We start from the raw sequence: 25,969 nt of genomic DNA on the forward strand, positions 1-25,969 counted from the left end.
CAGCGTATTCTATAGAGTTTTTAAACCAACACAACCCCTATTATAGAATTTTCTATAATTTCGCATTCGAGTGTTTGTTTTTTAACCCAGAAAGATATTTTTAGCATATTTAAAGGTTGTTTTGAGTGTTTTTTACACATTGCAACATTCATTTTTTAGATCATCTCGACCATTTTTATTTTTAATCTTCCCTCTCAAAATAATAAAACCAGCTTTATGCTGGTTTTATTTAAATTTATTAATTGGAATGCTCTGCTAGCCATGACATAAACTTCTGACGTTCTGCCTTATTTGCTTTTTGCCATAATTGAATCAGTTGCTGATCGCCAGTGATTGCTAAAGCTCCTGACTCACTAGAGGCAACCGCCGCTACTTTAGGTTGAACTGCCATTTGTGTATATACAGGGGCAGGCTGATTCTCCAAAGCTGTTTTCTTTTGAGTTAAATCTGTAGTTTTTGAAAATATACCCTGTCCCAGCCAAGGTTTTTGCTCTGTGTTTGCACCCGCTTGTTGAACCACTATCTGATTATTTTTATCAAACAGTGCCACAATGGGTTGTTCAGCATATTTTTTGGCCGCTTCAAAATTTGCTGGTGCATTGACCAAGTCTAGTCGATATTCTGTACCATCTTTTAAATCTGGTGTTTTAATAGTCACAACACCAGATTTCACAATATCGTGTTCACCATTCAAATGTTCAAAATACTGGGTGTAACGCACACTGATATTACTAATCCCTGCATCGACTTTATATTGATTGTTCTTGGCACGAAATAATCCGGAATTAACTTCCTGATCATTCACCGCTAGTATTTTAATTTCTTCTGGAGCTGAAATAGTGACTGCCGAAAATGCAGCACCACTTACACTTACCATCAATGCAGCTGCAGCAAAAGTTAATTTTAAGCTCATCCCACTATCTCTTCTTTGAATATTAAAAATATATTGCACTATGCAATTAACAAATGACAATTTTATGACAAAGCTATTTTCAATACAGCTGTATTTTCAAGACTTTGTTGAGATAAGCTTTGCAACTTAACTGATTTATCTGCAATTCGCTTTAGCAATAAAAAGAGTGCTGTTTTAGCACTCTCTTAACTTCACTTAAAGGAAACATTCATCAGTTAAATCTTTTGAAACGCATACTATCATCAAGAAATGTTTTTTCTCCCGCTGATGCTTCAATTGAACCAAACACCAGTTCAGCACGTAATTTCCAGTTTTTAGGAATATCGAAAGTAGCTGCCACTTCATCATCAATTACAGGATTGTAATGCTGCAATGAGGCACCAATATGCTGTTCTGCCAATGATGACCATACGGCAAATTGTGCAATTCCAGTGGAATGCTCTGACCATGCCGGAAAATGTTCAGCATATAAGGGAAATTGTTCTTGAAGCGACTTTACCGCATCTTGGTCTTCAAAAAACAATACCGTGCCATATCCTGCTGCAAAACTGTTAATTTTTGCATTGGTATTTTCAAATGCACCTTCTGGCACCATTTTACGTAACGTTTCGCGCACAATACTCCAGAATTTCGCATGCGATTCACCATATAGAGTCACGACACGTGAAGTTTGTGAATTGAAAGCAGAGGGGCTATTACGCACTGCATCTTTAATGATTTCTTCTATTTTATCTGCTGTGATCGAAACATTTTGACCAATTGCATAAATAGTACGGCGTTGTTTCATATGGGCTAAAAATGACATGGTTTCACCTTCTTTGAATTTTAATAAGCGTAATTAGAATATATTGATCTTATGTTAATTTTAGAATTATTCCACAATTAAAAAAGTGACATTGTGTTTTATTTATGGAACAGTTTCATAGCTAATTTCAACTGATATAAAATAAAAAAGCACCCATTAAAAGTGCTTAATTGATACAGCGATGAGATTAATTCAAAATTCTAAATCGTTCAGCGTTCTGAGGTTCCTGTTTGATCTCTGCTTCTTGCTCTATAGAACCGAATACAAGTTGTGCCCGTAACAACCAGGATTCATCAATATGAAAATGTTCCGAAACTGCCGTATCAATACTCGGATTATAATGTTGCAAACAAGCACCAATACCAGAATCAGCTAAGGCTGTCCATACTGCATATTGCGCCATACCCGATGTCTGTTCTGACCAGATTGGAAAATCATCGGCATTAAAAGGAATTTTCTTTTGCAATTTTTGTATGATGTTCTGATCCTCATAGAACAGTACGGTTCCATATCCTGCCATACATTGCTCTATCTTCATTTCCGCACCGGAAAATACATGTACGGCAACTAATTTACGTTGTACTTCTTTGACAATTTGCCAAAATTGCTCATGGGAATCACCAAATAAAACCATAATTCTAGAACTTTGAGAATTTAACGCAGACGGACAACTTTTTACTGCTTCCTGAATAAGCTGGGTCAAGTAAGCCTGGCTAAAATGAACCTTCTTCCCCAGCACATAAATACTGCGACGCTTTTTTAAATGATCGACAAAAGTTAATTCATGCATCTCATCTGTGGTTCTTTTTTTAAATTTCAATTCTTTGGTGATATCTGCCGTTAGAACCTGACCAATTTTATCTAATAACGCCACAGCAGTACTCCCCAATACAAATGCTAAGCTTGTAATATTTTTAATATTCTAGCGGTTTTATTGAGGGATTCTTTGAATTAGATATTTTTGAATGTCGTTTTTTAAATCAAACAGTTATCGCAAAAACAACAAACTCCGCATTTAGCGGAGTTTGTGTGAAATATAACGCATTTTACTTTTCAGTTTCAAATAACGCGGCAACAAATGATTTTGCCGAAAACGGACGTAAATCATCAATTTTCTCGCCCACACCAATAAAGCGAATAGGCACATGGGTACGGCTTGCAATGTTAAATAACACCCCACCTTTAGCGGTACCATCCAGTTTGGTAATGGTTAGTCCTGTCAAACCTACAGCTTCATCAAACATTTCAACTTGATTAATTGCATTTTGACCTGTGCCTGCATCGACCACCAACATAATTTCATGCGGTGCTGTAGCATCAATTTTTTGCATCACTCGTTTTACTTTGGTGAGTTCCTGCATTAAATTACTTTTATTATGTAAACGTCCTGCAGTATCAGCAATCAGGACATCTACACCTTTGGCACGTGCACTTTCAAAAGCATCAAAGATCACAGAAGCACTGTCTGCACCATGACCCTGTGCGACAACTGAAATATTATTGCGCTCACCCCAAATCTGAAGCTGTTCAGTGGCTGCTGCACGGAAAGTATCCCCCGCGGCCAACATGACTTTTTTACCTTCACCCTGTAAACGTTTTGCCAGTTTACCAATGGTTGTGGTTTTACCTACGCCATTCACACCCACGACTAAAATCACAAATGGACTTTTGTTCGGATCAATATGTAAAGGTTTAACACGCGGTGCCAGCAAAGCCACCAATTCTTCTTGCAGTGCTTTGTAAAGCGAGTGTGAATAGATCAAATCGCCACGTTCAGTACGCTCGGTCAAATTGGCAATAATGGTTTTAGTGGCTTCAACACCAATATCAGCAACCAGTAATTGCTCTTCAACTTCTTCCAGCAATTCATCATCGATTTCTTTACCACCAATGAGAATATTAACCATACCATCGGCAAGGTTTTTACGGGTTTTGGTCAACCCTACTTTCATGCGGCTGAAAAAGCCGCCTTTAGATGTCTCATCTTGCTCTGTTTCTGTGGCTACAGGCGCAGAAACAGTAACTTGTTCATTTTGAGTTTCAACAATAGGGATATTTACCGCGGGTAAATTCGGTAAAGTGACATCGTCATCCCCGATATCAGCATCAATCAAAAATTTATTTTGCCCATTAGATTGCTGTTGCATGCCGAATCCTTGAAAAGCATTGCGTTAAAAAATAAGAATTCTAGCATAGTTTTGTCGCGCATTTCCCAGTAGACATTGAACACACCAAAAACCAACAACTTAAGCTTGCTTTCAAATTGGAGTTTCTGAAAAAATATTTATAAATTTAATTCATCACTTGGGTAAGTCTTGTGCTCAAAAGTTACCACTCACTTTTTCCAAAGCTGAATTTTTCTAAAAAGTATATGTTAACGATCAGCTTGGTATTGCTTACGCTGCAAAGCGATTTAACGCAGGCAGAAACGCGGAGTGAACTGGCACGTACCACCTTTGAAACTACACTGAAGAATGGTTTAAAAGTGATTATCCGGGAAGACCATCGTTCTCCCATGGTGATGACGCAAATTTGGTATCGCGTGGGCAGTAGTGATGAATCGGGAAATCTATTAGGGATCTCACATGTACTGGAACATATGATGTTTAAAGGCACACAAAAAGTTCCCAATGACGAGTTTACCCGCTTAAGCCGTATGTATGGTGGCAGGGTCAATGCTTCGACTTTTACCAATTACACCAATTATTATCAGCTCTATCCTAAAACCTATTTACCGATGGCCTTGGAACTTGAAGCAGACCGCATGAGCAACTTGTTGTTTCGCCAACAAGATTTTGAACCGGAAATTAAAGTGGTGATGGAAGAACGGCGCTTGCGTACCGATGACAACCCGACAGCACTGGCTTTTGAACGTTTTAAATGGATTACTTATCCAACCAGCCATTATCGCCAACCGGTGATTGGATACATGAAAAACCTGCAAAACATTCAGCTGGAAGATGTCAAAAAATGGTATCGCGACTGGTATAGCCCGAATAATGCCATCTTGATTATTGTCGGCGATGTAAACGCTGAAAATGCCTTACTGCAAGTGCAAAAGTATTTTGCCGATATTCCTGCCCGAAAAACCCCGCCACGTAATGACGTATTAGAGTTTGATCATGTTGGTTATCGTCATATGGAACTGAATCTGCCGGTTAAAGTGCCGAATCTGTTTATGGCGTGGAACGTGCGTTCCCTACCTACAGCAAAAAATCCACAAGATGCTTACGCATTAACCATTATCAAAAACATTTTGGACAGTGGAATTTCTTCACGACTGCAAGATCGGCTGGTGCGCGATAAAAAAATATTGACCGCAGTCAGTGTGTCCTATGACCCTTATAGTCGCGGAGACAGCTTGGTGAGTATTTCGGCCTTGCCCGCGGAAGACGTGAGTTTGCAAGAGGCTGAAAAAGCTATTCAGGCTGAAATTGAGCTGTTAAAAACAGAGTTGATTAAACCCGAAGAAGTCAATCGCGTGACAGCGAAATATGTTTCCAATTTAGTCTATAGCCAAGATGACATTGCCGGGCAAACCCGGATGATGGGCAATCTAGAAATCAATGGTTTAAGTTTTCGTTTGATGGATGAATTACCAAAACATTTTGAAACCGTCAGCCCACAGGATATTCAGCGCGTGGCGAATGTTTATTTTAGCCGGGACAATCTGAGCACCTTATACCTCTCGCCTGAAAATAAAGCCCAATAGTCGAATTTGCCATGATCAAGCTGCCTCCTTTTCTTATTTTCAGTACCATGATCGGGTGTCAAGTCGTAATGGCGGATGTGGCTTTAGATACCATTCCAGATGACAATCCAACACAGCTCAAATCTATTCCACTTTTACAAAGCTTAAAAATTCCCAATCAACAAAGTCAATTTTATGCCCCTTATGTGCATGAGCTGAAAAATAAATATAAAGTTCGCACGCTCTTTGTAGAATCAGCAGATTTGCCTATGGTTGATATTCAGCTGACATTTAATGCTGGCTCAGCCCGAGATGAAGAAATTGCACCCGGTTTATATGGCATTGCCAATATGGCGGCAAAACTGATTGATGAAGGCACAGAAAACTATACGGCCAATGAAATTGCCAATGCTTTTGAAAGTGTGGGAGCGCGATTTAGTGCCCAAGCGTATCGGGACATGTTCATTGTAAAATTACGGGTATTGTCTGATCCTCAAAAGCTTGAACCCGCCTTGGCGATGATGATGGAGCTTTTGAAGCATGCCAGCTTTGAAAAATCCAGTATCAGTCTGGTATTAAGCAACACGCAAGTCGGACAAAAGCAAATTCAGGAAAGCCCAAGCCGAATGATGAGTGTTCTGTTTTATCGGGCTTTATATGGGAAACATGCCTATGCCGAACCGATTAGCGGAACTCAGCGTAGCATCAGCAAAATCACACCAGCACAATTAAAACAATTTAGTGATCAATTTTTGGTGGCACAGAACCTGAACATTGCCATTACAGGTCAACTCAGTACCAAACAGGCACAACAACTTTCTGAACATATTTCCGGGAATATGAAACAAGGTGAACAAGCTAAACCCTTGGCTCAACCCGTCGATAAATCAAGTTTTGATATTCGCCACATTAAATTTAGTTCAAGTCAGGCACATGTAATGATGGGTCAATTAGGCCCCTCACGCTTCGATCCGGATCGCCTAGCCTTGGAAGTTGCCAATCAGATGTTTGGTGGAAGTGGCTTCAACTCTATCTTGATGAAAGAACTGCGGGTTAAGCGCGGTTTGAGTTATGGGGCTTATAGTTCATTTTCCTTTAGCCAGGCTCCAGGAGCCTTTAGCTTCAGCTACTCTACCCGTCAAGATCAACTGCTCGATAGCCTGCAAGTCGCCCATCAGGCTTTGGTCAATTTTGTCCAACAACCCATTGACCGGAAACAGCTGGAAGAAACCAAAGCAGGCATGTTACGTGCCTTTCCGAATAATTATAGTAGCAATGCCAATATTAACGCCCAGTTAGGTTCTATAGGATTTTACAACCAGCCGGCAGACTACTTGAGTCACTATCCAAAATTATTAGAAAAAATTACTGCACAAGATGTGCAGAATGCCATTCAAAAACATCTACATCCTGAACGTCTTACCATCATTATAGTGAATGAGAAATTAGATAAAGCCGCATTGGAAGCAGTACTAAAACAAGACCTGAATCCGCAAACTCCCAAAAACACACCTGCAATCAAGCAGATCCCGGAAACTATTATTGCTCCGGTTGCAAAGGCGGTAACTGATGCGCCTGTGTCATCTCCAACTGATGCGCCTGCATCAATTTAAAATAGTGGGCATAAGGAATCTGAGGTTGCTGCATCAGCAGCAAAGCCATTTCTTGAGTATCTGGATAATTGGCTTGAGCTGAAAGTTTCACAACATTTTCAAATTGTTGAACCGAAATGGGGCGATGCAGAGCAATGAAAGCAAGACTCAGGATAATGACGATGATTGTAGCGATAAATCCGTTATAAATATCTTCAAGCTTTATTTGAGATTTTAATTGAACAATTTTTTGTAAAGCAATATGCATAACCTACCTCGAACTCAAGGTAGTGTAGGATGCGGCATGCAGAAGTACAAGCAGATTTGCTCAATTTCGCCGCATTTGTAACAGAAATTGAGCAAATCAAAATGATCTAGTAACCAACTACATTCCTGATGACCGCATAATAAAGCACCAGAGCAATAATCCCCATGACCAGGGCAATTGCAAATACACCCACCCCTCTTTCTGCATGCACAGGATGCAGTTCATCATCATCCGCTATGCGCAGCAATTCACCATTATAGAGGCTATAAAAATCCTCACGTTGTTGCACATCGAGCTGGCGAGTAAAATCATAAACCCTTTTACGCTGTGCCAAGCAAAAATTACCCAGATGAATTTCCTGGTGGAAAATGGCTTCATCCAAATTTCTACGATGCTGATGCGCGAGTTCAATGATTTGATCTGGAGTAGGAGGCAAATCAAAGGTGAAACCGTCTAATGTTTTTGTCATGTTATTCTCCTTATATTTTCAAATTCCTCTACTAAGATACTAAGCAAAAATTATTTTGTATATTGTTTAATCATGTAACCTTGATTTTAATGCTATAGCCCACATATATTGTTTGACAATCTGAGTTCAATGTAATATTACTTTAACAATACTTAGTTAAATTAGTATCAAGACAAATTTAATCGTCTTACTAGCAATCATAATTACAATAAGGAGTTTAATATGATTCAACAACTCTCTCCTCAAGATCTAGAACATGCATATGCAGATGCCGTGAATACCATTCAATCTCAAATGAATTTTTCAGATGCAGTTCAAAAATTGGAAGAAGTCGCTCGTGCCGGGCATGGTAAAGCCGCTTTATTTTTAGCAGAACTTTACTATCAAGGCTTCCGGGTAGAACGTGACTCGCTCAAAGCACAATACTGGCAGAAACTGGCCACGATGCAAGCCTAATCAAACGTCACCAAGGTGGCGTTTTTTAATCCCTTTTGTTTTTAAATACATATTTATTTACATTGTTTCTCAAAGCTTACACAGAACTTTCATTTAAATTTCTTACAATAACTGCTGAATTCACTACATGTCTCTGGTATGAATCGAATTAACTCATTACAACTGGTTCCTAAAGACTTATTTTTTAAAATCACGATTTTAAAATCAATGATGTACTGCGGTGTTCTTTGGGGACTCTATCATCAACAAGGCTGGGCCATGATGGCCGACCATGAAGATTACATTTTTCCATTTTGGCTGAACGGCATTCAGGCACAGAAATATGCACAGTTGCACTGGCCAAATTATACACCGCGTAAAATTACGCCAAAGGATTTTCAGGAATCCTTGCTGCCGACCTTAACTCGCTTAAATGTAACACCTGCACTCTGTCATTCGTCGAGTCGAAAATTTAAATTGACCACTCAACAAATGCGGCATTTCTTTTTTTCTGATTCTGTGCAACCGGCTTAATGTTTTCTGCCAACAGCAATAATGAAAAATAGGGAAATGTAAATTTTTATTTATGACCCGAAAAGTATTTGCATTTTTCTTATTTCGCGCTAAGTTTAATGTCAAATGAATAACAAAAAGGATGATAATAAATGACCAATGTAGCACAAGTTATTCAGAACAAAATTGAGAAAACGATTTTTACTATTAGTCCTGAATCGACGGTACTTGAAGCAATTTCACTTATGGCAGCTAAAGGCATTGGTGCACTGGTCGTGACTGACCAAGAAAAAGTGGTTGGTATTCTGTCTGAACGTGATTACATGCGTAAAGTGACGTTGATGGAACGGACCTCTAAAGAAACGACAGTCGGTGAAATCATGACTGCTAAAGTACTGACCGTGACTAAGTCCACCAGTGTTGAAGACTGTTTAAGTTTAATGACTGATCGTCATTTACGTCATCTTCCTGTAGTTGAAAATGCAAAACTGGTAGGGTTAATCTCGATTGGTGATTTGGTAAAAGCTGTAATGGATGATCAGCGCAAACTCATTGATCAGTTACAACAATATATTGCGAGTTAAGATTTAATGCCTAAAAAACCTCTCATGTCGAGAGGTTTTTTTTAATCCCTCTAAATCTCCCTTTAATAAAGGGAGACTTTTAACCATCCTCTTTTAAAAGATAAGCCATATATGGCACTAGAGAGATTTTTATAATTAATTCAAACCCAATTTTGCAGCCACATAGTCTGAGTCTTTATCACCACGACCCGATAGATTCACGACAATTTTCACATCTTTGGCCATTTTTGGTGCTTCACGTAAAGCCCATGCCACAGCATGTGAACTTTCCAGTGCAGGCACAATTCCCTCTACACGTGAAAGAGTCATAAAGGCATCCAGACACTCTTGGTCTGTCGCAGTGGTATATTCCACACGGCCCAAGTCTTTTAGCAAGCTATGCTGTGGACCCACGCCCGGATAATCCAGACCTGAAGCAATCGAGTGTACCGGTAAAGGCTCACCTTGCTCATCTTCAAGCACATAACAGGCCATACCATGAAGCTGGCTTGGTTTACCCAGAGTCAAGGTTGCCGAATGCATATTAGTATCCAAGCCATGTCCTGCAGGTTCTACACCTACAAGTTTAACGTCTTGATCATTTAAGAATGCTGTAAAAGCGCCCATCGCATTGGAACCACCGCCAACGCATGCAACCACATAATCAGGATTTGATCCAAAACGATCCTGGGTTTGAACCTTGATTTCATCACCAATAATAGACTGAAAGTCACGCACCATTTTCGGGAATGGATGTGGACCTACCACTGAACCAATCGCATAGATGAAGTTTTTCGGATCTTTTAAGTATTCTTCAAAGGCACTGTCCACGGCATCTTTTAGGGTAGCGGTGCCACGTGTAACTGAAATCAGGGTCGCACCCAAAATCTTCATCTTCACTACATTGGGATGTTCTTTTTCAATATCCACTTGACCCATATGAATTTCACATGGAATACCCACCAAGGCACACGCGGTTGCAAGTGCCACACCATGCTGACCTGCACCCGTTTCAGCAATTACTTTTTTCTTACCCATATATTTAGCAAGTAAAGCTTCGCCTAAACAATGGTTAATCTTATGTGCACCGGTATGGTTTAAATCTTCGCGTTTCAGGTAGATTTGTGCTCCACTCAATTGATCGGACAGACGTTTGGCATGAAACAGTGGACTTGGACGACCGACATAATTGGTAAATAAATCAGCCAATTCATTTTGAAATTCAGCAGTATGGCGGATTTGCTCATACGCCACATTGATTTCGTCCATCGCTTCTTTTAAATGAGGTGGAATAAACTGACCACCGTATTGTCCAAAGAAACCTTCTTCATTGGGTAATGGGATGCCATTAATTTGATGATCCATTTTCAATTCCTTCATTTAAAAAGAACGCATTTGATTTCAATACGCTTAACGAGCCAAATATTTTGTCATATCTTCCACACCCTTTAAGGTCATGGGATACATATGATCTTCAAAAATCTGTTTAATTTGACCAATAGTATGGGTGTAATGCCAATAACTGTCTTGTTCTGGATTAAGCCAGGCCGTCTTTTCAAAATGTTGACGTAAACGCTGTAACCAGACATTACCTGCTTCATCATTCATATATTCAACAGAACCACCCACAGAGTTCAACTCATAAGGTGCCATACTGGCATCCCCTACCACAATTACCCGATAGTCGCGCCCATAAGTATTGAATAAATCCCAAGTATTCATGCGGGTATTAGAACGGCGGATATTGTCTTTCCAGACATAGTCATACAAACAGTTATGAAAATAAAAATATTCTAAAGTTTTAAATTCGGTTTTGGCCGCGCTGAACAGTTTTTCACATTCGGCGATATACGAGTCCATCGACCCACCAACATCGAACAACATCAGCACTTTAATACGATTGCGACGTTCCGGAACCAGCTGTACATCTAAAATGCCCTGCTTGGCCGTTTCACGAATGGTCCCGTTAATATCCAGTTCTTCAGCAGCGCCCTGACGGGCAAACTTGCGTAAACGGCGGAGTGCCATTTGCATTTGCCGTGTACCGAGTATTTGCTCATCATCCAGGTTTTGATATTTACGCTGCTCCCAAACCTTGACTGCAGAACGTTTACGCTCTGGCCCACCAATACGCACACCTTCAGGATGATCGCCATAGGCACCAAATGGCGATGTGCCACCAGTACCAATCATCTTGTTACCACCTTGATGCTTCTTGTGCTGCTCACGAAGACGCTCTTCCAGCATCTTCATCAGTTCTTCCAGCGAGCCTGCTTTTTTCAGCTCTTCACGTTGTTCTGGAGTGAGATGCTTTTCTAAAAGCTCGAGGTCGAACCAGTCTTTCGGCAGTTTATGTACCTGATTGAGCAAATCATCCAGATCAAAAGTGGAAATACCATCGAAGTAATCTTTCATTGCACGATCAAACTTGTCAAAGAAACGCTCATCTTTGATCATGACCGTTTTAGCCAGTTGATAGAACTCGTCCTGATTGGCAAAAACCAGCCCTAAAGCAACCGCTTCATTCAGATCAATCAGTTCACGCGTTGATACTGGCACACCGTATTTGCGTAAGGTATAAAACAATCGCACAAACATGGCGATGTCTCCTTAACGACGCGACATAAAGGCTAAACGTTCAAGCAATTGCACATCTTGCTCGTTTTTAATCAGCGCACCATACAGCGGTGGAATCGCCTTGGATTTGTCATGCTTGCGCAAAATATCTTCTGGCATGTCATCTGCCATCAGCAGGCTTAACCAGTCAATCAGTTCAGAAGTGGATGGTGGTTTCTTTAAGCCCGGAATCTGGCGAAGCTTGAAGAATACTTGTAAAGCTTCATTCACCAAAGCTGTAGACACTTGCGGGAAATGCACATCAATGATCTCGCGCATGGTCGCTTCATCAGGGAATTCAATATAATGGAAGAAACAGCGGCGCAAGAATGCATCCGGCAATTCCTTTTCATTATTTGAAGTAATAATCACGATAGGACGTTGTGTCGCCGTGATGGTTTCACCTGTTTCATAAACAAAAAACGACATTTTGTCGAGTTCATGCAACAAGTCATTCGGAAATTCGATGTCTGCCTTGTCAATTTCATCAATCAACAACACACAGCGCTCTTCACTGGTGAAAGCTTCCCACAATTTTCCTGGCTTGATGTAGTTTTTAATGTCATAAACACGATCATCGCCTAACTGGCTATCACGCAAACGCGATACAGCATCGTATTCATACAAGCCTTGCTGTGCTTTCGTAGTTGACTTGATGTGCCAGGTGAGCAGCTTCAGCCCCAGGCTTTCAGCCACCTGTTCGGCAAGTAGCGTTTTACCTGTCCCCGGCTCACCTTTAACCAAAAGCGGTTTTTGCAAACGACGTGCAGCTTTGACAGCAAGTTTTAAACTATCAGTCGCAATGTACTGATCTGTACCGATAAATTGTTGGGTATCAACAGACATGATCTAACCTTATTGTTTTACTTAAAGCGGTGAACTATTTTTGTTTAATTCGAATTTTGCCTTGTTGGCAGTGTATTTTGACCATAAGGCACCAATGACCAAACCTACTCCGAGCACAAACAAGATCAGAGAGGCATTTGACCAAATCAGCGTCTTTTCTTTGGTGAGCACACCGAACAGCAAGCCGAAAATAGCTGGAGCGATAGCAGCATTATTTCCTTCAGAAACTGTGGGTGTCAGTAAAATGGCAAAGCCGATGAGCCAGGTCATGCCACCTAAAGGTTTAGGCAAACGTTTTGCAATCGCATACCAAGCCCATAGAATAATCAGACTGCCTACAAGATAAACCGTGACAGCAATACTATCTTCAGGAATTGAATCTAGTAGTGAAAGAAAACCATTCATCTTACAACTCCTGATTAACCATTAAGCACCACGAAGCCCTTCAGGTGCAACAGCATTTGGATTGATTAACCCTTCTGGAGGTACTTGAATAAAGAAGCCTTTAGTTTCAATAGAGTCGATCACATGCAACACATTTACACGTGCCAATTTACGACCTTCAGATAACTCTAAATCCATAACAAAAGTTGCACGACCAAATGCAACGCGCATCGCTTCCGGTAAAACTTCTAGCGGATTGATTGCCTCAGCTTCATTTTCAGTGGCTTCTGGACGGGCGATGTAAAGATACATTTCATCTTTTTTGCTAGATTTAAAAATTGAACATTGCATAGTTGGAACAGTACTCATAAAACTCAGGACAAAGCATACAGCAAAAAAAAGACTGATACATTAATGATTATTAACGCATCAGTCGTGATTGTATATAAATGTTAATTCTTTAAACAGAATGGCTAAAAATTAATCTATCACTTTCATTTGGGTAGACAGATAATTTTCATCTGCATGCAGAACTTCAATCAATGGCTTGGTCAGTACATCATAACGCCAGCCGAGCAGATAAGCAGGTAAATCCTGCTCATCATTATGAAAGACCACGTGCTGATACAGTGCATTCAGCCATTTTTTACGCATCAATACTTCTTTAGGTACTGTTGTTTCCTGCACCACAGCCTGAATGACATTATCGACTTTTTCACCAATCTCTTTGGATGAGTGACGAATTGGACGTGCCATACGCAGTGGCCATTCTGCCTGTTCAGGCAAGAATTTAAGTAAATCCAGAATGGTTTTACCATATTCACGCACAATATTTTGACGGATATCTTTAATGCTGGACAACTGGAACTGATTACGCGGATTTTTTTCCACCAGATCAATCAGGGTAGAATTTTTCAGGATAAAGCTACGCGGATAATTCAGGGCTTTGACCATCTGCTCACGCCATACAGCCAGCTGCTGTAACTGCATCAATTGACGACGTGAATGACGATAATTGCCAATATCGTGATAAAGCAACTCTACAGGCGTTTCCTGACCAATTTCATGAGTCAGATGACGACAATCTTCTAGTGCAAAATCCAGTAAATATTTATCGCTTAATTGCTGCTGAATTTTATTGGACAGGTTCATCAGATACAGTACGTCATTCGCCGCATAGGTGAGTTGCTCAGAGCTTAACGGACGTGCCAACCAGTCAGATCGGGTCTGGTCTTTATCAATTTCAACATCCAGCATGTGCTTTAATGCATTTTGATAGCTCATCTGTAGCCCATGCCCTAAAAAAGACATACCAACCTGGGTATCAAAAACATTTCTTAAGCTTTTTTGCTGTGAATAATGATAGATTAAATCGATATCTTCACTGCAGGCATGGAAGATATTCTGCTGAGCATCAAACAGTCTTGCCCAGAATAACGACAAATCCAGACTTGTGCCATCCAGCAAAAACACCTGATCGGCAACATTGATTTGAAATACACCCAATTTGGGCCACAGGGTATCGACCTTGATGAATTCGGTATCCAATCCATAAATGGAGGTCTGCCCCATCAAGTGCAAAATATTGTCTAAATCTTTTTGTTGCTGAATAAACTGAAACATATTACCGAGTCTAAAAACCAGATTCTCTTAAATGTATTTTAACCTATATATAAAATTTAGATATAACTAAATTTACATTTGGCCCGTATATTCTCTATTTATAAGTATTTTTTAAAAAAGGCAACCATTTTTTATATATTTTTTGTATAAGTTTAAATTAAATTCAAATAAATGTTACTTAAGTCTTGTTTCATATCTTAAATGATAAAATAAGCACCTAAGTACTTATTTCATACGCATACGATTATGCACCGCCTGACTTAAGGTATGACTATCGACATACTCAAGCTCTCCTCCTTGAGGAACACCTTGAGCTATCCGGGTCATCTGTACAGGCAAATGCTTGGTGGCTTCAACCAGATAATGTGCTGTCGCCTGACCTTCTACAGTAGCATTGGTTGCCAATATCACTTCAGAAACAGTACCCTGACTTAGGCGCTGAATCAGATAAGGAATCCCGATTTCTTCAGGGCCAATACCATCTAGCGGCGACAAATGCCCACCCAGTACATGGTACTTGCCACGAAAACTGCCACTTTGCTCAATCGCCATGACATCTGCAGGTGATTCCACCACACAGAGTAGCTGATCATCACGCTCATGTGACAGGCAAATGTCACACACTTCATTTTCTGTCAGTGAATGACAAACACTACATTCATGAATATAGGTCGTGGCTTCATTCAAAGCATGTGCCAAGCCGACTGCACCTTCACGGTTTTTCATGATCAAATGCAATGCCATGCGCTGAGCCGATTTCGGCCCAACACTTGGCAAAATACGTAAAGCTTGAACCAGTTGATCAAATCGATCACTAAACACTGGGCGTATTCCTTAGAATAAACCAGCAAGGCCTGGTGGCAAGCCCATACCAGAATTAGCGGCTTTCATTTTTTCTTCAGAAATGGCTTCAGCTTGACGTGCAGCATCATTCATTGCAGCTGCGATTAAATCTTCAATCATGTCGGCATCATCTTGAAGCAATTCAGGGCTGATTTCGATACGTTTCACCACATTGCGGCAAGTCATGGTTACTTTAACCAAGCCACCGCCTGCTTCAGCCTGGACTTCAGTTTGTGCAAGCTGTTCTTTGGCTTTTTTCATGTTGTTTTCAACATCTTTCTGCATGCGCTGTGCTTGCTGCATCAACATATTAATGTTCATAAAATTCTCCGAACAATCAATTACTAAATTAATGTTTATAAATTAGATTAAATCTAAACCACGACCAATGTCGCGAATAATATCATCAATATCTTCTAAACCAACAGATACGCGAATTAATCCTTCACGAATACCTGCAGCTTCTTTGGCCTCAGGTGAAAGCTTACCGTGAGTAGTGGTTGCTGGATGGGTAATGGTGGATTTGGCATCACCCAGGTTACCAGTAATTGAAATAAATTGGGTGTTGTCGACCACTTTCCAAGCCCCTTCACGGCCACCTTTCACTTCAAATGACACAATCCCGCCAAAGCCGCTTTGTTGTTTAGCTGCAAGTTCATGACCGATATGTGAAGGCAAACCAGCGTAATATACTTTTTCGACTTTGTCGTGCTGATTTAGGAATTCAGCCAGCTTTTGTGCGCCTTCTGAATGCGCTTTCATACGTAAACGTAAAGTTTCCAGGCCTTTCAAGAACACCCAGGCATTGAATGGACTCATAGATGGACCAGTAGTACGCACATAACCAAATACTTCTTCAAGCAGTTTATGATTACCCACCACAGCACCACCCAAAGCACGTCCTTGACCATCCAGATATTTGGTTGCCGAGTAAATGACTAAGTCCGCACCAAATTGAATTGGTCGCTGTAAAACAGGAGTACAGAAGCTGTTATCAATCGCCAGCAATGCACCATTGGCGTGGGCAATATCGGCCAAGGCCTGAATATCCGCCACTTCAGCTAATGGGTTGGATGGAGATTCAACAAACAGCAATTTGGTTTCAGGTTTGATGGCATTTTTCCATGCATCAAGATCGGTTAAATCGACAAAATCGACACTTACACCAAATTTAGCCACATATTTTTCAAACAGGGAAACCGTAGAACCAAACACAGCACGTGAACAGATCACATGATCGCCCAATTTCAAGTATGACATTGCCACAGCCATGATTGCTGCCATACCAGAACTGGTTGCCACTGCACGTTCAGCACCTTCCAAAGCCGCAAGACGTTTTTCAAACATTGCAACAGTCGGATTGGTAAAGCGCGAATAAATATTGCCAGGTTCCTGACCTGAAAATTTAGCTGCGGCTTCTGCGGCATTTTCATAGACGAATGATGAAGTCAGGAAGATCGGCTCGCCGTGTTCACCTTCAAAACTGCGTGTATGACCTGTACGAATGGCTAAAGTGTCTAATTGGTATTCAATGTCGTCTTGTTGGCTCATCTTCTCTACCCAGTCCTGTGGACTGCCGTTGCTAATAATTGCCAACATTTTGAGCGCCTATGGCATTTAAGGTCAAGGTATAATGCATAAATATCGCCTACACTTCGATCAATCCACTCAGATGTCAGTATGCCCAGCAATGATTCAAGTTAAAAATAAAATTGCGCAACATAAAAGCAAACTCAAAAACTTATCTACCCGCTTGTTTGATTCAGGCTCACTGGTTTTGTCACAAACCACCGCATATGAAGTGATTGGCGAATACAAGAAAACCCGGGTGCGCTATTACGCCTCACCCGATAAACAATATAAAGAACCACTGGTTTTTGTTGCACCTCTTGCAATCAGCATGGCTATTTATGACCTTTATCCTTACCGCTCTCTGGTCAAGCATTTTCAACATAGTGGCTTTGATGTCTATCTGCTGGAATGGGGTCGATATAACTATAAAGACCGCTTTTTAAATTTTATGTCTTTTATTGATGATGCGATTCCGCATTGTATAGACCAGATCCGAACTCACTCGCATAGTGATCAAATTTCACTGCATGGCTGGAGTATGGCCGGTGTATTTGTCATGCTGTATTGCGCATTGCAAAAACCGAACCACGTTAAAAATCTGATTGTATTGGGCAGTCCTATAGACAGTCATGCCTCGGGTCGTACCGGCAAACTTTTTCAAAAGGTCAATCAACTGATTGCCAAAAATAAAGCCTTGCAAAACAAGATTTACTCAGGAACCGTACCCAAGCATCTGATTCATAGCCCCGGTATACTCAATTCACTGGGTTTTAAAATGATTGATCCTATAGGATGGATTCAGAGCCAAAAGCAGCTTTTAGCAAACCTGGATAATCCGCAAGCCTTATATGAACATGCCACCATGGGCAATTTTCTGAACCGGATGATTGACTACCCAGGTGGCATCAATCAGGACATGATTTTTAATGTCTGGCTACAAAACCCGCTAAAAAACGGCGTTATTACATTACAAGATAAGAATATCGAATTAAAAAATATAGACTGCTCTTTATTGGTAGGTGCGGGTCGTAGCGACCAGATCGTATCTAAAGAGGCAGTTAAGCCCTTAATTGAATTGACAAATAGCCAGGATGTCACGTTTACTCTCATCCCGGGTGGTCATTTGGGCTTAATGTCAAGCCAGTCCAGTGCCAACGAGTTCTGGCCATTTATGACCACCTGGCTAAAACAGAGATCGAGCAAAATATAAGGGATACATCATGATTCAGTCAGTTGCATTTATCGGCTTAGGCGCAATGGGTTACCGTATGGCAGCCCATTTACCTCAACATTTCGATACGGTGTATGTATGGAACCGCAATTTCGAAAAAGCCAAGCAACATGCAACTGAATTTGGCACCCAAGCTGTAGAACTTGAGCAAGCTGTACAGGCAGATGTCATTTTTTCATGTTTGCCAACCAGCAAAGAAGTCGAACACCTGATTGCAAATATCAACATCAAACCTGGTGCTATATGGGTCGATTGCACCAGTGGTGTACCCGCATCAGCAAAAAAACTGAGCCAGCATTTAAAAGCACTTAATGTAGACTTTCTGGATGCACCAGTTAGTGGTCAAACCATTGGTGCTGAAAAAGGCAGCTTGACAGTAATGATTGGCGGTGAAGCCAGTGCTTTTAAAAAAGCCCTGCCCGCAATTCAAGCCTTTGGCCAACTGATTAAACATGTCGGTGAATCAGGTGCAGGTTTCGCGGTTAAAGCGGTAAACAATATGTTATTGGCGGTAAATCTTTGTTCTGCTGCAGAAGGCTTTACGACATTAAAAGCCCATGGCGTCAACCTCAATGAAGCTTTAGACTGCATTAATGCATCGAGTGGTAAAAGTGGCGTGACTGAAACTGTATTGCCACAACGCGTTTTAAACCGCGAATTTCCCCTGACCTTCGCCCTGCCGTTATTGGCAAAAGATACAGGGATTGCCCTAGATCTGGTTCGTGAAGCCAAACTTTCTGCACCCGTGATTGCCTTAACTCAAAGTCTGATTCAGGCGGCCAGCAATCTAGCAGAAAAAGACAGTGATTTTTCTAGTGCTGTGAAAATGTATGAATCCTGGAGTAAAATTACACTTGAGTAATAACTCGCCATTGAATAATAATAAAGAAACCTAATATTGTGTAGAAGTGTTCTACACAATATTCCATTAGAGGAAACCCTCATGACTAAGTTTACTGTTGCAATGTTGGCTAGTTTTGCAACTTTTTTTGGGGCAACGGCATTTGCCGCGACGGCCGAGCAAGAATGTCAAAAATTGAAAAATGACCATGATGTCATTTATGCGTCTAAAGGTTTTTGCTTTAAAGACCCTGAAGCCAAGGCGAAGTTTGGCAATGACAATTGCTATACAACTAAACCAAAATTTTCAGAAAAAGAGCAACAACGACTTGACGCCATCAAAGATCGTCAGAAAGAATTGAACTGTAAATAACTACAGTACCCAATCACTTCAAGGATTAGACATGCTTTACGATGATCAGAATATTTTTGCACGAATTATTCGTAATGAACTTCCTGCAATTAAAGTGTACGAAGATGACCAGGTTCTGGCTTTCATGGACATCATGCCACAAGCTGAAGGTCACACGCTGGTCATCCCTAAAACACCTGCGATAACATTGCTAGATCTACCGCCTGACGCTGCTGCTTACACAATTCAAATTGTGCAAAAAGTTGCCCAAGCGATGAAAATAGCACTTGATGTTCAAGGGATTGTACTCATGCAACTGTCAGGTGCATCTGCGGGTCAAACGGTTCCGCATGTACATTTCCACCTTATTCCAAGTTCGGTTCATGAATTGGGCAAACATGCTTTACACATGGGTGATCAAGAAAAAATCCAAGCATTAGCGGAAAGAATTAAAGCTGAACTTTAAAATTCACTAGAATTTTAACTTGTCAAAAGTGGAGCATAAGCTCCATTTTTTATATCTGGGATTATCTAACTTTATCTCATGGATTTTAAATAAAAATTAAATAACTGAAAAATAATAAAAAATATTAATTAAAGTAATTTTCATCGTCATAAAACTGTCATATAGCTTTCACCTCCCTGTCATAAAGTTTGCAGATACTGCATAGCAAGTTGGTGAGCTTCTGTAACTTTTTGTACTTAAGCAAACTAAAAAGAAGTGTTAAGTAAGGCGAATGCCATTTAGAACCGTTTTTTGGAGAAATCTCAATGAAAAAATTGCTTCTCGCTGCTGTTGTAGCGGCTATGGGGATGAGTGCAGCACAAGCAGCGCCAACTTTGTACGGTAAATTAAATGTTACCTTAGACCAAGTTGACAACAGTAAATTTGATGGCAAAAACGTTACAGAAATAAACTCTAATGCTTCACGTTTAGGAGTAAAAGGCGAAGAAAAATTAACTGACAAGATGTCGGCAGTGTATTTAGCTGAATGGGAAGTTTCAACCGATGGTAATAAAGATAAAGACTGGGGAATGCGTAACCGCTTCTTGGGTCTTAAATTTGCCGATATCGGTACATTAAAAGCGGGTAACTACGATTCTTACTTCAAAACTGCTGCGGGCAATAACCAAGATATTTTTAACGATCACAACCACCTTGACATGACCAGCATGCTATATGGTGAAGATCGTTTAAATAACGCAATCGGTTTTGAAACCGATAAAAAGTTACTTGGCGGCCTGCAATTCAATATTATGGCGCAGCAAGGTGAAGATTCAGCGACCGACAATGACAGTAAAGGTCAAAAAGGCAAACGCAGTGGTTTTGGTGATGGCATTTCAACTTCACTTGGCTATGAAAACAAAGACTATGGTGTGGCTGCAGCAATCGCGGGTAACTTTGGTGTGGCAGGCAAATACAACGCTTATAGCCTAACAGGTATATATTCAGATGCGGTTCGTGTAACTGGTTCTGTTGATTTAAGCAAAGCTGGTGTAAATGGTCTGGTTTTAGGTGCTCTATGGCAAACTGCTCAACCAACTGACGATACGGTAACAACATCAAGCACAAGTGGCACTCCTCCTGTTACCACAATCACCTCTTATAAAGGTTTACAAGAAGATGCTTACGGTATTACTACCGCTTATGCGATTCCATCTACACCATGGAAATTAAAGGCTGAATATCTATCTGCCAATACTTCTGTAGATAGTAAATCTGACCGTCAAATCGACCAATATGGCGTAGGTGTCGATTACAATCTAAATAAACAAGCACGTTTCTATGGCGTAGTTGCTCAACAGAAACGTGACTGGTTAACAAAAGACGATAAGAAAACTGTGATTGGCCTGGGTATGGAATATAATTTCTAAGCCCTCTTCATCTACTTAAACCAGTTACTAAAAAGACCACATTCGTGTGGTCTTTTTTTTGATGCAAGAATCTTCACTTCTTCTCCCATCTATCCTACATTTTAAGTCAAGATGTTTAGTTGAATTTACACAGAACATATTAAATGGAAATTTAAACAAGAACCATTATCAGTTAATTGGTTATATCTCCTAAAAAGATACAAGTGTTTTAGTTGGATTTAAAAGTATATAAGTATTTTAGTTGGAATTAAAAATTAAATACGCAGTGTTTTAGTCAACTTTATAATGACAAAAAATTAGTATAATTTTTAACACGACAAAGATATATGTTATTGTTTTTAAAATTAAAAATAATATATTTTTATTTTAATTGTTCAATCTATTTATTTTTAGTTATTTTTTGTTTAATAATACACATTATGTTTTAAAAAATAGGCTTATGTGCATGAGCTTAATACCCAAAGATTTCAATCAAAGATTAGTTCGTGAGATCGCAATCATTTTAATAATTAAGGTTGCCCTCTTGCTAACGATTAAACATATCTGGTTCGACGCCCCTACCATTCCTCAAAATTTTGACAATCAAGTTGCCGAGCATATTGCTGGCAATCCTTCCCCAATCAAGGAGACACGTTGATGATTTCTGAAAGCGTGGTCGATCTCTCGCGGTTCCAATTTGCAATGACCGCGTTGTATCACTTTATATTTGTACCTCTCACTCTTGGTCTGGCTTTTATTCTTGCCATTATGGAAACCACTTATGTGATTTCCGGTAAAGAAATTTATAAAGACATGACCAAATTCTGGGGAAAACTTTTTGGTATTAACTTTGCCTTAGGGGTAACTACAGGCTTAACCATGGAGTTCCAGTTTGGTACAAACTGGGCGTATTACTCACACTACGTGGGTGATATTTTCGGTGCACCACTGGCTATTGAAGGATTAATGGCGTTTTTCTTGGAATCGACTTTTATTGGTCTATTCTTCTTCGGCTGGGATCGACTTTCTAAAGTTCAGCATTTAGGCGTGACCTGGCTGGTTGCACTCGGTTCCAATATGTCGGCACTTTGGATTTTAGTTGCCAATGGCTGGATGCAAAACCCTGTCGGTGCAGCATTCAACTTTGAAACCATGCGTATGGAACTGGTTGACTTCGGCGCACTGATTTTCAACCCGGTGGCTCAGGTTAAATTTGTCCACACCGTATCTTCAGGTTATGTGACTGGTGCAGTTTTCGTTTTAGCGATTTCCAGTTTCTACTTGCTCAAAAAACGCGATGTTCCTTTTGCACGCCGTTCTTTCGCGATCGCTGCAATCTTTGGTTTAGCTTCTACTCTTTCAGTGATTCTGCTTGGTGATGAATCAGGTTATGAACTTGGCGATGTGCAAAAAACCAAATTAGCTGCAATTGAAGCAGAATGGGAAACTCACCCAGCACCTGCACCATTTACCTTGTTTGGTATTCCAAATCGGGAAGAACAACGCACTGATTACGCCATCAAAATTCCATATGTGATGGGTATTATTGCCACTCGTTCTCTTAATAAAGAAGTGACTGGCCTAAAAGACCTGATGGTTCAACATGAGCTTCGTATCCGTAACGGTATGATTGCATATAGCGAACTTGAAAAACTTCGTGCAGGCGATCGCTCACCAGCGCTGATGGCTTCTTTCAAAGAAAATCAAAAAGACTTGGGTTACGGCTTACTTCTTAAAAAATATACACCAAATGTAGTAGATGCTTCTGAAGAGCAAATCAAAGCAGCAACCAAGGATACTGTTCCTAACGTAACTGCCCTGTTCTTCTCGTTCCGTGCGATGGTGGCTTCTGGTTTCTTAATGTTGTTGCTATTCGTCCTTGCAACTTATGCAGTAGCTAAACGCAATGCAGAAAACAAACCATGGTTACTTAAATTTGCACTTTACGGTCTTCCACTGCCTTGGATTGCTACACAAACTGGCTGGTATGTGGCTGAAGGTGGCCGTCAACCGTGGACCATTGGTGAGGTTTTACCTACACATCTTTCTGCTTCAAGCTTAAGTACTGGTGATATTTGGGGTTCAATCTTAGCGCTTGCAGCATTCTATACAGTACTTCTGATTATCGAAATGTACTTGATGATTAAATTTGCTCGCTTAGGCCCAAGTTCTTTACATACTGGCAAATACCATTTTGAAAAAGCTGATGATCAAAACCACGCTGCTGCGGAGGCTCAATCATGATCGAATATGAATTACTCAAAATCATCTGGTGGGTTCTGGTTGGTGTACTACTGATTGGCTTTGCCCTCACCGATGGCTTCGATATGGGCTCCATGGCAATCATGCCATTCGTGGGCAAAAACGATGAAGAACGTCGTGCCGCAATCAATACGATTGCTCCACACTGGGACGGTAACCAGGTCTGGTTCATTACTGCAGGTGGTGCACTGTTTGCAGCATGGCCAATGGTCTATGCAACAGCATTCTCTGGAATGTACTGGGCATTACTCCTAGTTCTCTTTGCCCTGTTCTTACGTCCAGTTGGTTTTGACTACCGCTCAAAACTTGAAAATAAAAAATGGCGTACCTCCTGGGATTGGGGTTTAGCTGTTGGTGGTGCAGTTCCTGCTTTAGTGTTCGGTGTTGCCTTCGGTAATATGTTCTTAGGCGTACCCTTCACTTTAGATGAAACAGTACGTTCAACTTATACTGGCAGCTTCTTTGCACTGCTTAATCCGTTTGCCATTGTTTGTGGTTTGGTCAGCCTATCTATGCTGTGCGCGCATGGTGGTGCCTGGTTGATGCTTCGTACAGATGGTGACTTACGTGCACGTTCTGCTAAAGCAACTCAGTTGATGGGTGTAGTGTTCCTAGTCTGCTTCCTGGGTGCTGGCGCATGGTTATACTTCGGTGGTATTGAAGGTTATAGCCTAGCTCAACCATTTAATACCAATGGTGTTGCAAACCCGCTTGCCAAAGAAGTCATTACCAATGCCAACCACGGCTGGATGAATAACTACACTACATATCCAATCACTAAAATTGCACCTATTGCTGGTATTTTAGGTGGATTGATTGTGGTGCTTGCTGCAGGTAAAGCTAAAGCCGGTTTAAGCTTCCTTGGTTCATCACTTGCTGTAATTGGTGCTATTTTAACTGCTGGTTTTGCATTGTTCCCATTCCTTATGCCTTCAAGCATCAACCCTGTTGCCAGCTTAACCATGTGGGATGCGGTATCAAGTAAAAATACACTAACTGTAATGACTGTTGCAGCGTGTATTTTTGTGCCAATCATTTTGTGCTACACCACCTGGTGTTACTACAAAATGTGGGGCGTTATTACCAACAAACACGTTCAAGAAAATTCACACAGCCTCTACTAAGGCTGTGTTAGAAAAACTAGGAGTTATTCAATATGTGGTATTTTGCTTGGATTCTCGGGATTTTAATGGCGTGCTTTGCAGGCGTATTAAGTGCCCTTTATATCGAACATCATCAAGATTTAGATGAGGAATAAACCATGACAGAAATCGCAATGACAGCAGAAGAAAGCAAGCCAAATAAATTTGTAATGGCCATTTCATTTTTGATGGCATTGCCACTTGCTACGGTGCTATTGATTCACCCTGCACTCATGCTAGATGCCAATGGTCACTATAACCATAGCGCATTAATGATGATCATGATTGGCATTTCAGGTGGATTTATTTACGGAGTAGGATTTCTGCCTAAGTTCTGGCTGTGGAAATGGCTATTTAGCCCATATATCGCATGGCCGCTGATGATCTGGGGTTACTACACCTGGTTCCTCACCTAATATAATCTTGAAATTTAAAAAGCCCTCAATTGAGGGCTTTTTTATGTCTATTTATAACGCGCTAAAATCTTTTGTCGTTCTTCTTCTGATATATCTTCAGGTAACATAAAACATTCACGATACTTTTGAATAAAAACCTGAATAAGCTTTTGACGATCAGGCAAAGTATGCTTTAAATAAATTTGTGCAACCATCATCGTTAAATTATTAGATTGCTTAATGACCATTTTTTTGTGTTCATTACTCAAGCCAAATGTATGACGCAAAAATATTTGCTTCCCGCTATGTACAATTGAATTGAGATAATCTAAAGAGAACAACTTGAACTCTTCGAGTTGCTCAACAATATGCTTTATTTCCTGAATTCCCTTCAAAGCTTCAATCATTGGTGTTGCAGTAAAACGGCTAATACTTTTATGTTCTTTTAAAGTGAACTGCTCTATTGAATTCATCATACCCAACTCATTCACTTGCTCATCCGTTGCTGCAAATAATATCCAATAAGCACGTACCAAAGATTCAAATTGTGTACGAAACAATGCAAGAGCTGATGTAAACAGTTCAGCTTCTAACAATGTTTTAACTGCTAATCCATGCTCAATCGATATATCGCAACATTGATATACCAAATCTAAACGCATCCCGCCATCTACAAATTCAGAATTATCTAGTTCTTTGTTCAATTCATTGATCATCAAAAAAGACTTTTCATACAAATCCATTTATATCCCCCAATAAA

At 40.4% G+C, this 25,969-nt stretch carries 31 protein-coding genes; 15 read left to right on the plus strand and 16 right to left on the minus strand.

The features are described 5' to 3' along the window. Positions 1-238: 238 nt before the first annotated feature. The 4 genes from LZZ98_RS01705 to ftsY form a co-directional block, all read right to left on the minus strand. Complete coding sequence (locus LZZ98_RS01705; protein ID WP_237786394.1) at positions 239-913, minus strand: YccT family protein; 675 nt, start codon at positions 911-913, stop codon at positions 239-241. 211 nt (positions 914-1,124) lie between these two features. Then, on the minus strand, positions 1,125-1,718 hold the full coding sequence (locus LZZ98_RS01710) for a nitroreductase family protein (protein ID WP_237786395.1): 594 nt from the start codon (positions 1,716-1,718) through the stop codon (positions 1,125-1,127). Between the two features lie 187 nt (positions 1,719-1,905). After that, positions 1,906-2,592: a nitroreductase family protein gene (locus LZZ98_RS01715; RefSeq protein WP_237786396.1), complete on the minus strand. Its 687-nt coding sequence runs from the start codon at positions 2,590-2,592 to the stop codon at positions 1,906-1,908. Between the two features lie 172 nt (positions 2,593-2,764). Next, positions 2,765-3,865 (minus strand): signal recognition particle-docking protein FtsY, encoded by a 1,101-nt coding sequence (gene ftsY, locus LZZ98_RS01720; RefSeq protein ID WP_237786397.1) that lies wholly within the window; start codon positions 3,863-3,865, stop codon positions 2,765-2,767. A 224-nt stretch (positions 3,866-4,089) separates the two neighbouring features. Here ftsY and LZZ98_RS01725 point away from each other — a divergent pair, with 224 nt between their 5' ends. Further along, positions 4,090-5,430, plus strand: coding sequence for a M16 family metallopeptidase (locus LZZ98_RS01725; RefSeq protein ID WP_237786398.1), 1,341 nt, complete (start codon positions 4,090-4,092; stop codon positions 5,428-5,430). Between the two features lie 11 nt (positions 5,431-5,441). Then, positions 5,442-7,022, plus strand: coding sequence for a M16 family metallopeptidase (locus LZZ98_RS01730; RefSeq protein WP_237786399.1), 1,581 nt, complete (start codon positions 5,442-5,444; stop codon positions 7,020-7,022). On the opposite strand, the gene LZZ98_RS01735 is transcribed toward LZZ98_RS01730, so the two are convergent. Both LZZ98_RS01735 and LZZ98_RS01740 read right to left on the minus strand, forming a co-directional pair. Beyond that, positions 6,949-7,269, minus strand: coding sequence for a hypothetical protein (locus LZZ98_RS01735; RefSeq protein ID WP_237786400.1), 321 nt, complete (start codon positions 7,267-7,269; stop codon positions 6,949-6,951). The genes LZZ98_RS01730 and LZZ98_RS01735 overlap by 74 nt on opposite strands. Positions 7,270-7,375: 106 nt before the next feature. Beyond that, on the minus strand, positions 7,376-7,738 hold the full coding sequence (locus LZZ98_RS01740) for a hypothetical protein (protein WP_086174202.1): 363 nt from the start codon (positions 7,736-7,738) through the stop codon (positions 7,376-7,378). A gap of 222 nt (positions 7,739-7,960) precedes the next feature. Between LZZ98_RS01740 and LZZ98_RS01745 the strand changes: the two genes are divergently transcribed. The 3 genes from LZZ98_RS01745 (at position 7,961) to LZZ98_RS01755 (ending at position 9,270) form a co-directional block, all read left to right on the plus strand. Beyond that, positions 7,961-8,194 (plus strand): hypothetical protein, encoded by a 234-nt coding sequence (locus LZZ98_RS01745; protein WP_086174203.1) that lies wholly within the window; start codon positions 7,961-7,963, stop codon positions 8,192-8,194. A 138-nt stretch (positions 8,195-8,332) separates the two neighbouring features. Next, on the plus strand, positions 8,333-8,707 hold the full coding sequence (locus tag LZZ98_RS01750) for a DUF2750 domain-containing protein (RefSeq protein ID WP_086174204.1): 375 nt from the start codon (positions 8,333-8,335) through the stop codon (positions 8,705-8,707). 131 nt (positions 8,708-8,838) lie between these two features. Continuing rightward, on the plus strand, positions 8,839-9,270 hold the full coding sequence (locus LZZ98_RS01755) for a CBS domain-containing protein (RefSeq protein ID WP_237786401.1): 432 nt from the start codon (positions 8,839-8,841) through the stop codon (positions 9,268-9,270). Between the two features lie 135 nt (positions 9,271-9,405). Here LZZ98_RS01755 and trpB read toward each other — a convergent pair whose 3' ends face one another. The 9 genes from trpB to LZZ98_RS01800 form a co-directional block, all read right to left on the minus strand. Beyond that, entirely contained in the window at positions 9,406-10,614 is a 1,209-nt protein-coding gene (gene trpB / locus LZZ98_RS01760) for a tryptophan synthase subunit beta (protein ID WP_237786402.1), read from the minus strand. 45 nt (positions 10,615-10,659) lie between these two features. Next, complete coding sequence (locus LZZ98_RS01765; RefSeq protein ID WP_237786403.1) at positions 10,660-11,847, minus strand: vWA domain-containing protein; 1,188 nt, start codon at positions 11,845-11,847, stop codon at positions 10,660-10,662. Between the two features lie 12 nt (positions 11,848-11,859). Further along, positions 11,860-12,711 (minus strand): AAA family ATPase, encoded by an 852-nt coding sequence (locus LZZ98_RS01770; RefSeq protein WP_237786404.1) that lies wholly within the window; start codon positions 12,709-12,711, stop codon positions 11,860-11,862. A 21-nt stretch (positions 12,712-12,732) separates the two neighbouring features. After that, positions 12,733-13,116, minus strand: a complete 384-nt coding sequence (locus LZZ98_RS01775; RefSeq protein ID WP_086174209.1) for a hypothetical protein — start codon at positions 13,114-13,116, stop codon at positions 12,733-12,735. Positions 13,117-13,137: 21 nt separating this feature from the next. Then, positions 13,138-13,446, minus strand: coding sequence for a YcgL domain-containing protein (locus tag LZZ98_RS01780; RefSeq protein ID WP_131274068.1), 309 nt, complete (start codon positions 13,444-13,446; stop codon positions 13,138-13,140). A gap of 129 nt (positions 13,447-13,575) precedes the next feature. Beyond that, positions 13,576-14,718, minus strand: a complete 1,143-nt coding sequence (locus tag LZZ98_RS01785; RefSeq protein WP_237786405.1) for a ribonuclease D — start codon at positions 14,716-14,718, stop codon at positions 13,576-13,578. 225 nt (positions 14,719-14,943) lie between these two features. After that, positions 14,944-15,540, minus strand: a complete 597-nt coding sequence (gene recR / locus LZZ98_RS01790) for a recombination mediator RecR (RefSeq protein WP_086174212.1) — start codon at positions 15,538-15,540, stop codon at positions 14,944-14,946. 12 nt (positions 15,541-15,552) lie between these two features. Then, the gene (locus LZZ98_RS01795) at positions 15,553-15,882 is read right to left on the minus strand and encodes a YbaB/EbfC family nucleoid-associated protein (protein WP_086197792.1); all 330 of its coding nucleotides are present in this window, start codon (positions 15,880-15,882) and stop codon (positions 15,553-15,555) included. 42 nt (positions 15,883-15,924) lie between these two features. Further along, the gene (locus LZZ98_RS01800) at positions 15,925-17,112 is read right to left on the minus strand and encodes an O-succinylhomoserine sulfhydrylase (protein WP_237786593.1); all 1,188 of its coding nucleotides are present in this window, start codon (positions 17,110-17,112) and stop codon (positions 15,925-15,927) included. Between the two features lie 139 nt (positions 17,113-17,251). Here LZZ98_RS01800 and LZZ98_RS01805 point away from each other — a divergent pair, with 139 nt between their 5' ends. The 10 genes from LZZ98_RS01805 (at position 17,252) to LZZ98_RS01850 (ending at position 25,230) form a co-directional block, all read left to right on the plus strand. Further along, on the plus strand, positions 17,252-18,343 hold the full coding sequence (locus tag LZZ98_RS01805; RefSeq protein ID WP_237786594.1) for an alpha/beta fold hydrolase: 1,092 nt from the start codon (positions 17,252-17,254) through the stop codon (positions 18,341-18,343). Between the two features lie 10 nt (positions 18,344-18,353). After that, positions 18,354-19,226, plus strand: a complete 873-nt coding sequence (locus LZZ98_RS01810) for an NAD(P)-dependent oxidoreductase (protein ID WP_237786406.1) — start codon at positions 18,354-18,356, stop codon at positions 19,224-19,226. An 81-nt stretch (positions 19,227-19,307) separates the two neighbouring features. Continuing rightward, positions 19,308-19,577, plus strand: coding sequence for a YARHG domain-containing protein (locus LZZ98_RS01815; RefSeq protein WP_237786407.1), 270 nt, complete (start codon positions 19,308-19,310; stop codon positions 19,575-19,577). Positions 19,578-19,608: 31 nt separating this feature from the next. Beyond that, the gene (locus LZZ98_RS01820) at positions 19,609-20,022 is read left to right on the plus strand and encodes an HIT family protein (protein ID WP_237786408.1); all 414 of its coding nucleotides are present in this window, start codon (positions 19,609-19,611) and stop codon (positions 20,020-20,022) included. Positions 20,023-20,327: 305 nt separating this feature from the next. Further along, positions 20,328-21,431 (plus strand): porin, encoded by a 1,104-nt coding sequence (locus tag LZZ98_RS01825; protein WP_237786409.1) that lies wholly within the window; start codon positions 20,328-20,330, stop codon positions 21,429-21,431. A 445-nt stretch (positions 21,432-21,876) separates the two neighbouring features. Then, complete coding sequence (gene cydP, locus LZZ98_RS01830; protein WP_086174219.1) at positions 21,877-22,068, plus strand: cytochrome oxidase putative small subunit CydP; 192 nt, start codon at positions 21,877-21,879, stop codon at positions 22,066-22,068. Then, positions 22,068-23,654: a cytochrome ubiquinol oxidase subunit I gene (locus LZZ98_RS01835; RefSeq protein ID WP_086174220.1), complete on the plus strand. Its 1,587-nt coding sequence runs from the start codon at positions 22,068-22,070 to the stop codon at positions 23,652-23,654. The genes cydP and LZZ98_RS01835 overlap by 1 nt, the downstream gene beginning before the upstream one ends. Next, positions 23,651-24,796 carry a cytochrome d ubiquinol oxidase subunit II gene (gene cydB / locus LZZ98_RS01840; protein WP_086174221.1) on the plus strand — a complete coding sequence of 382 codons (1,146 nt, stop codon included), beginning with the start codon at positions 23,651-23,653 and terminating at the stop codon, positions 24,794-24,796. Before LZZ98_RS01835 ends, cydB begins: the two co-directional genes overlap by 4 nt. Before the next feature lie 32 nt (positions 24,797-24,828). Further along, on the plus strand, positions 24,829-24,930 hold the full coding sequence (gene cydX / locus LZZ98_RS01845; protein WP_002120988.1) for a cytochrome bd-I oxidase subunit CydX: 102 nt from the start codon (positions 24,829-24,831) through the stop codon (positions 24,928-24,930). A gap of 3 nt (positions 24,931-24,933) precedes the next feature. Then, positions 24,934-25,230, plus strand: a complete 297-nt coding sequence (locus LZZ98_RS01850; RefSeq protein WP_131214359.1) for a cyd operon YbgE family protein — start codon at positions 24,934-24,936, stop codon at positions 25,228-25,230. 47 nt (positions 25,231-25,277) lie between these two features. Here LZZ98_RS01850 and LZZ98_RS01855 read toward each other — a convergent pair whose 3' ends face one another. Then, positions 25,278-25,952 carry a DUF6988 family protein gene (locus tag LZZ98_RS01855; protein ID WP_237786410.1) on the minus strand — a complete coding sequence of 225 codons (675 nt, stop codon included), beginning with the start codon at positions 25,950-25,952 and terminating at the stop codon, positions 25,278-25,280. Between the last annotated feature and the right edge of the window lie 17 nt (positions 25,953-25,969).

The sequence above is a fragment of the Acinetobacter sp. SM34 genome (assembly GCF_022012365.1).
In the GTDB taxonomy this organism is placed as follows: domain Bacteria; phylum Pseudomonadota; class Gammaproteobacteria; order Pseudomonadales; family Moraxellaceae; genus Acinetobacter.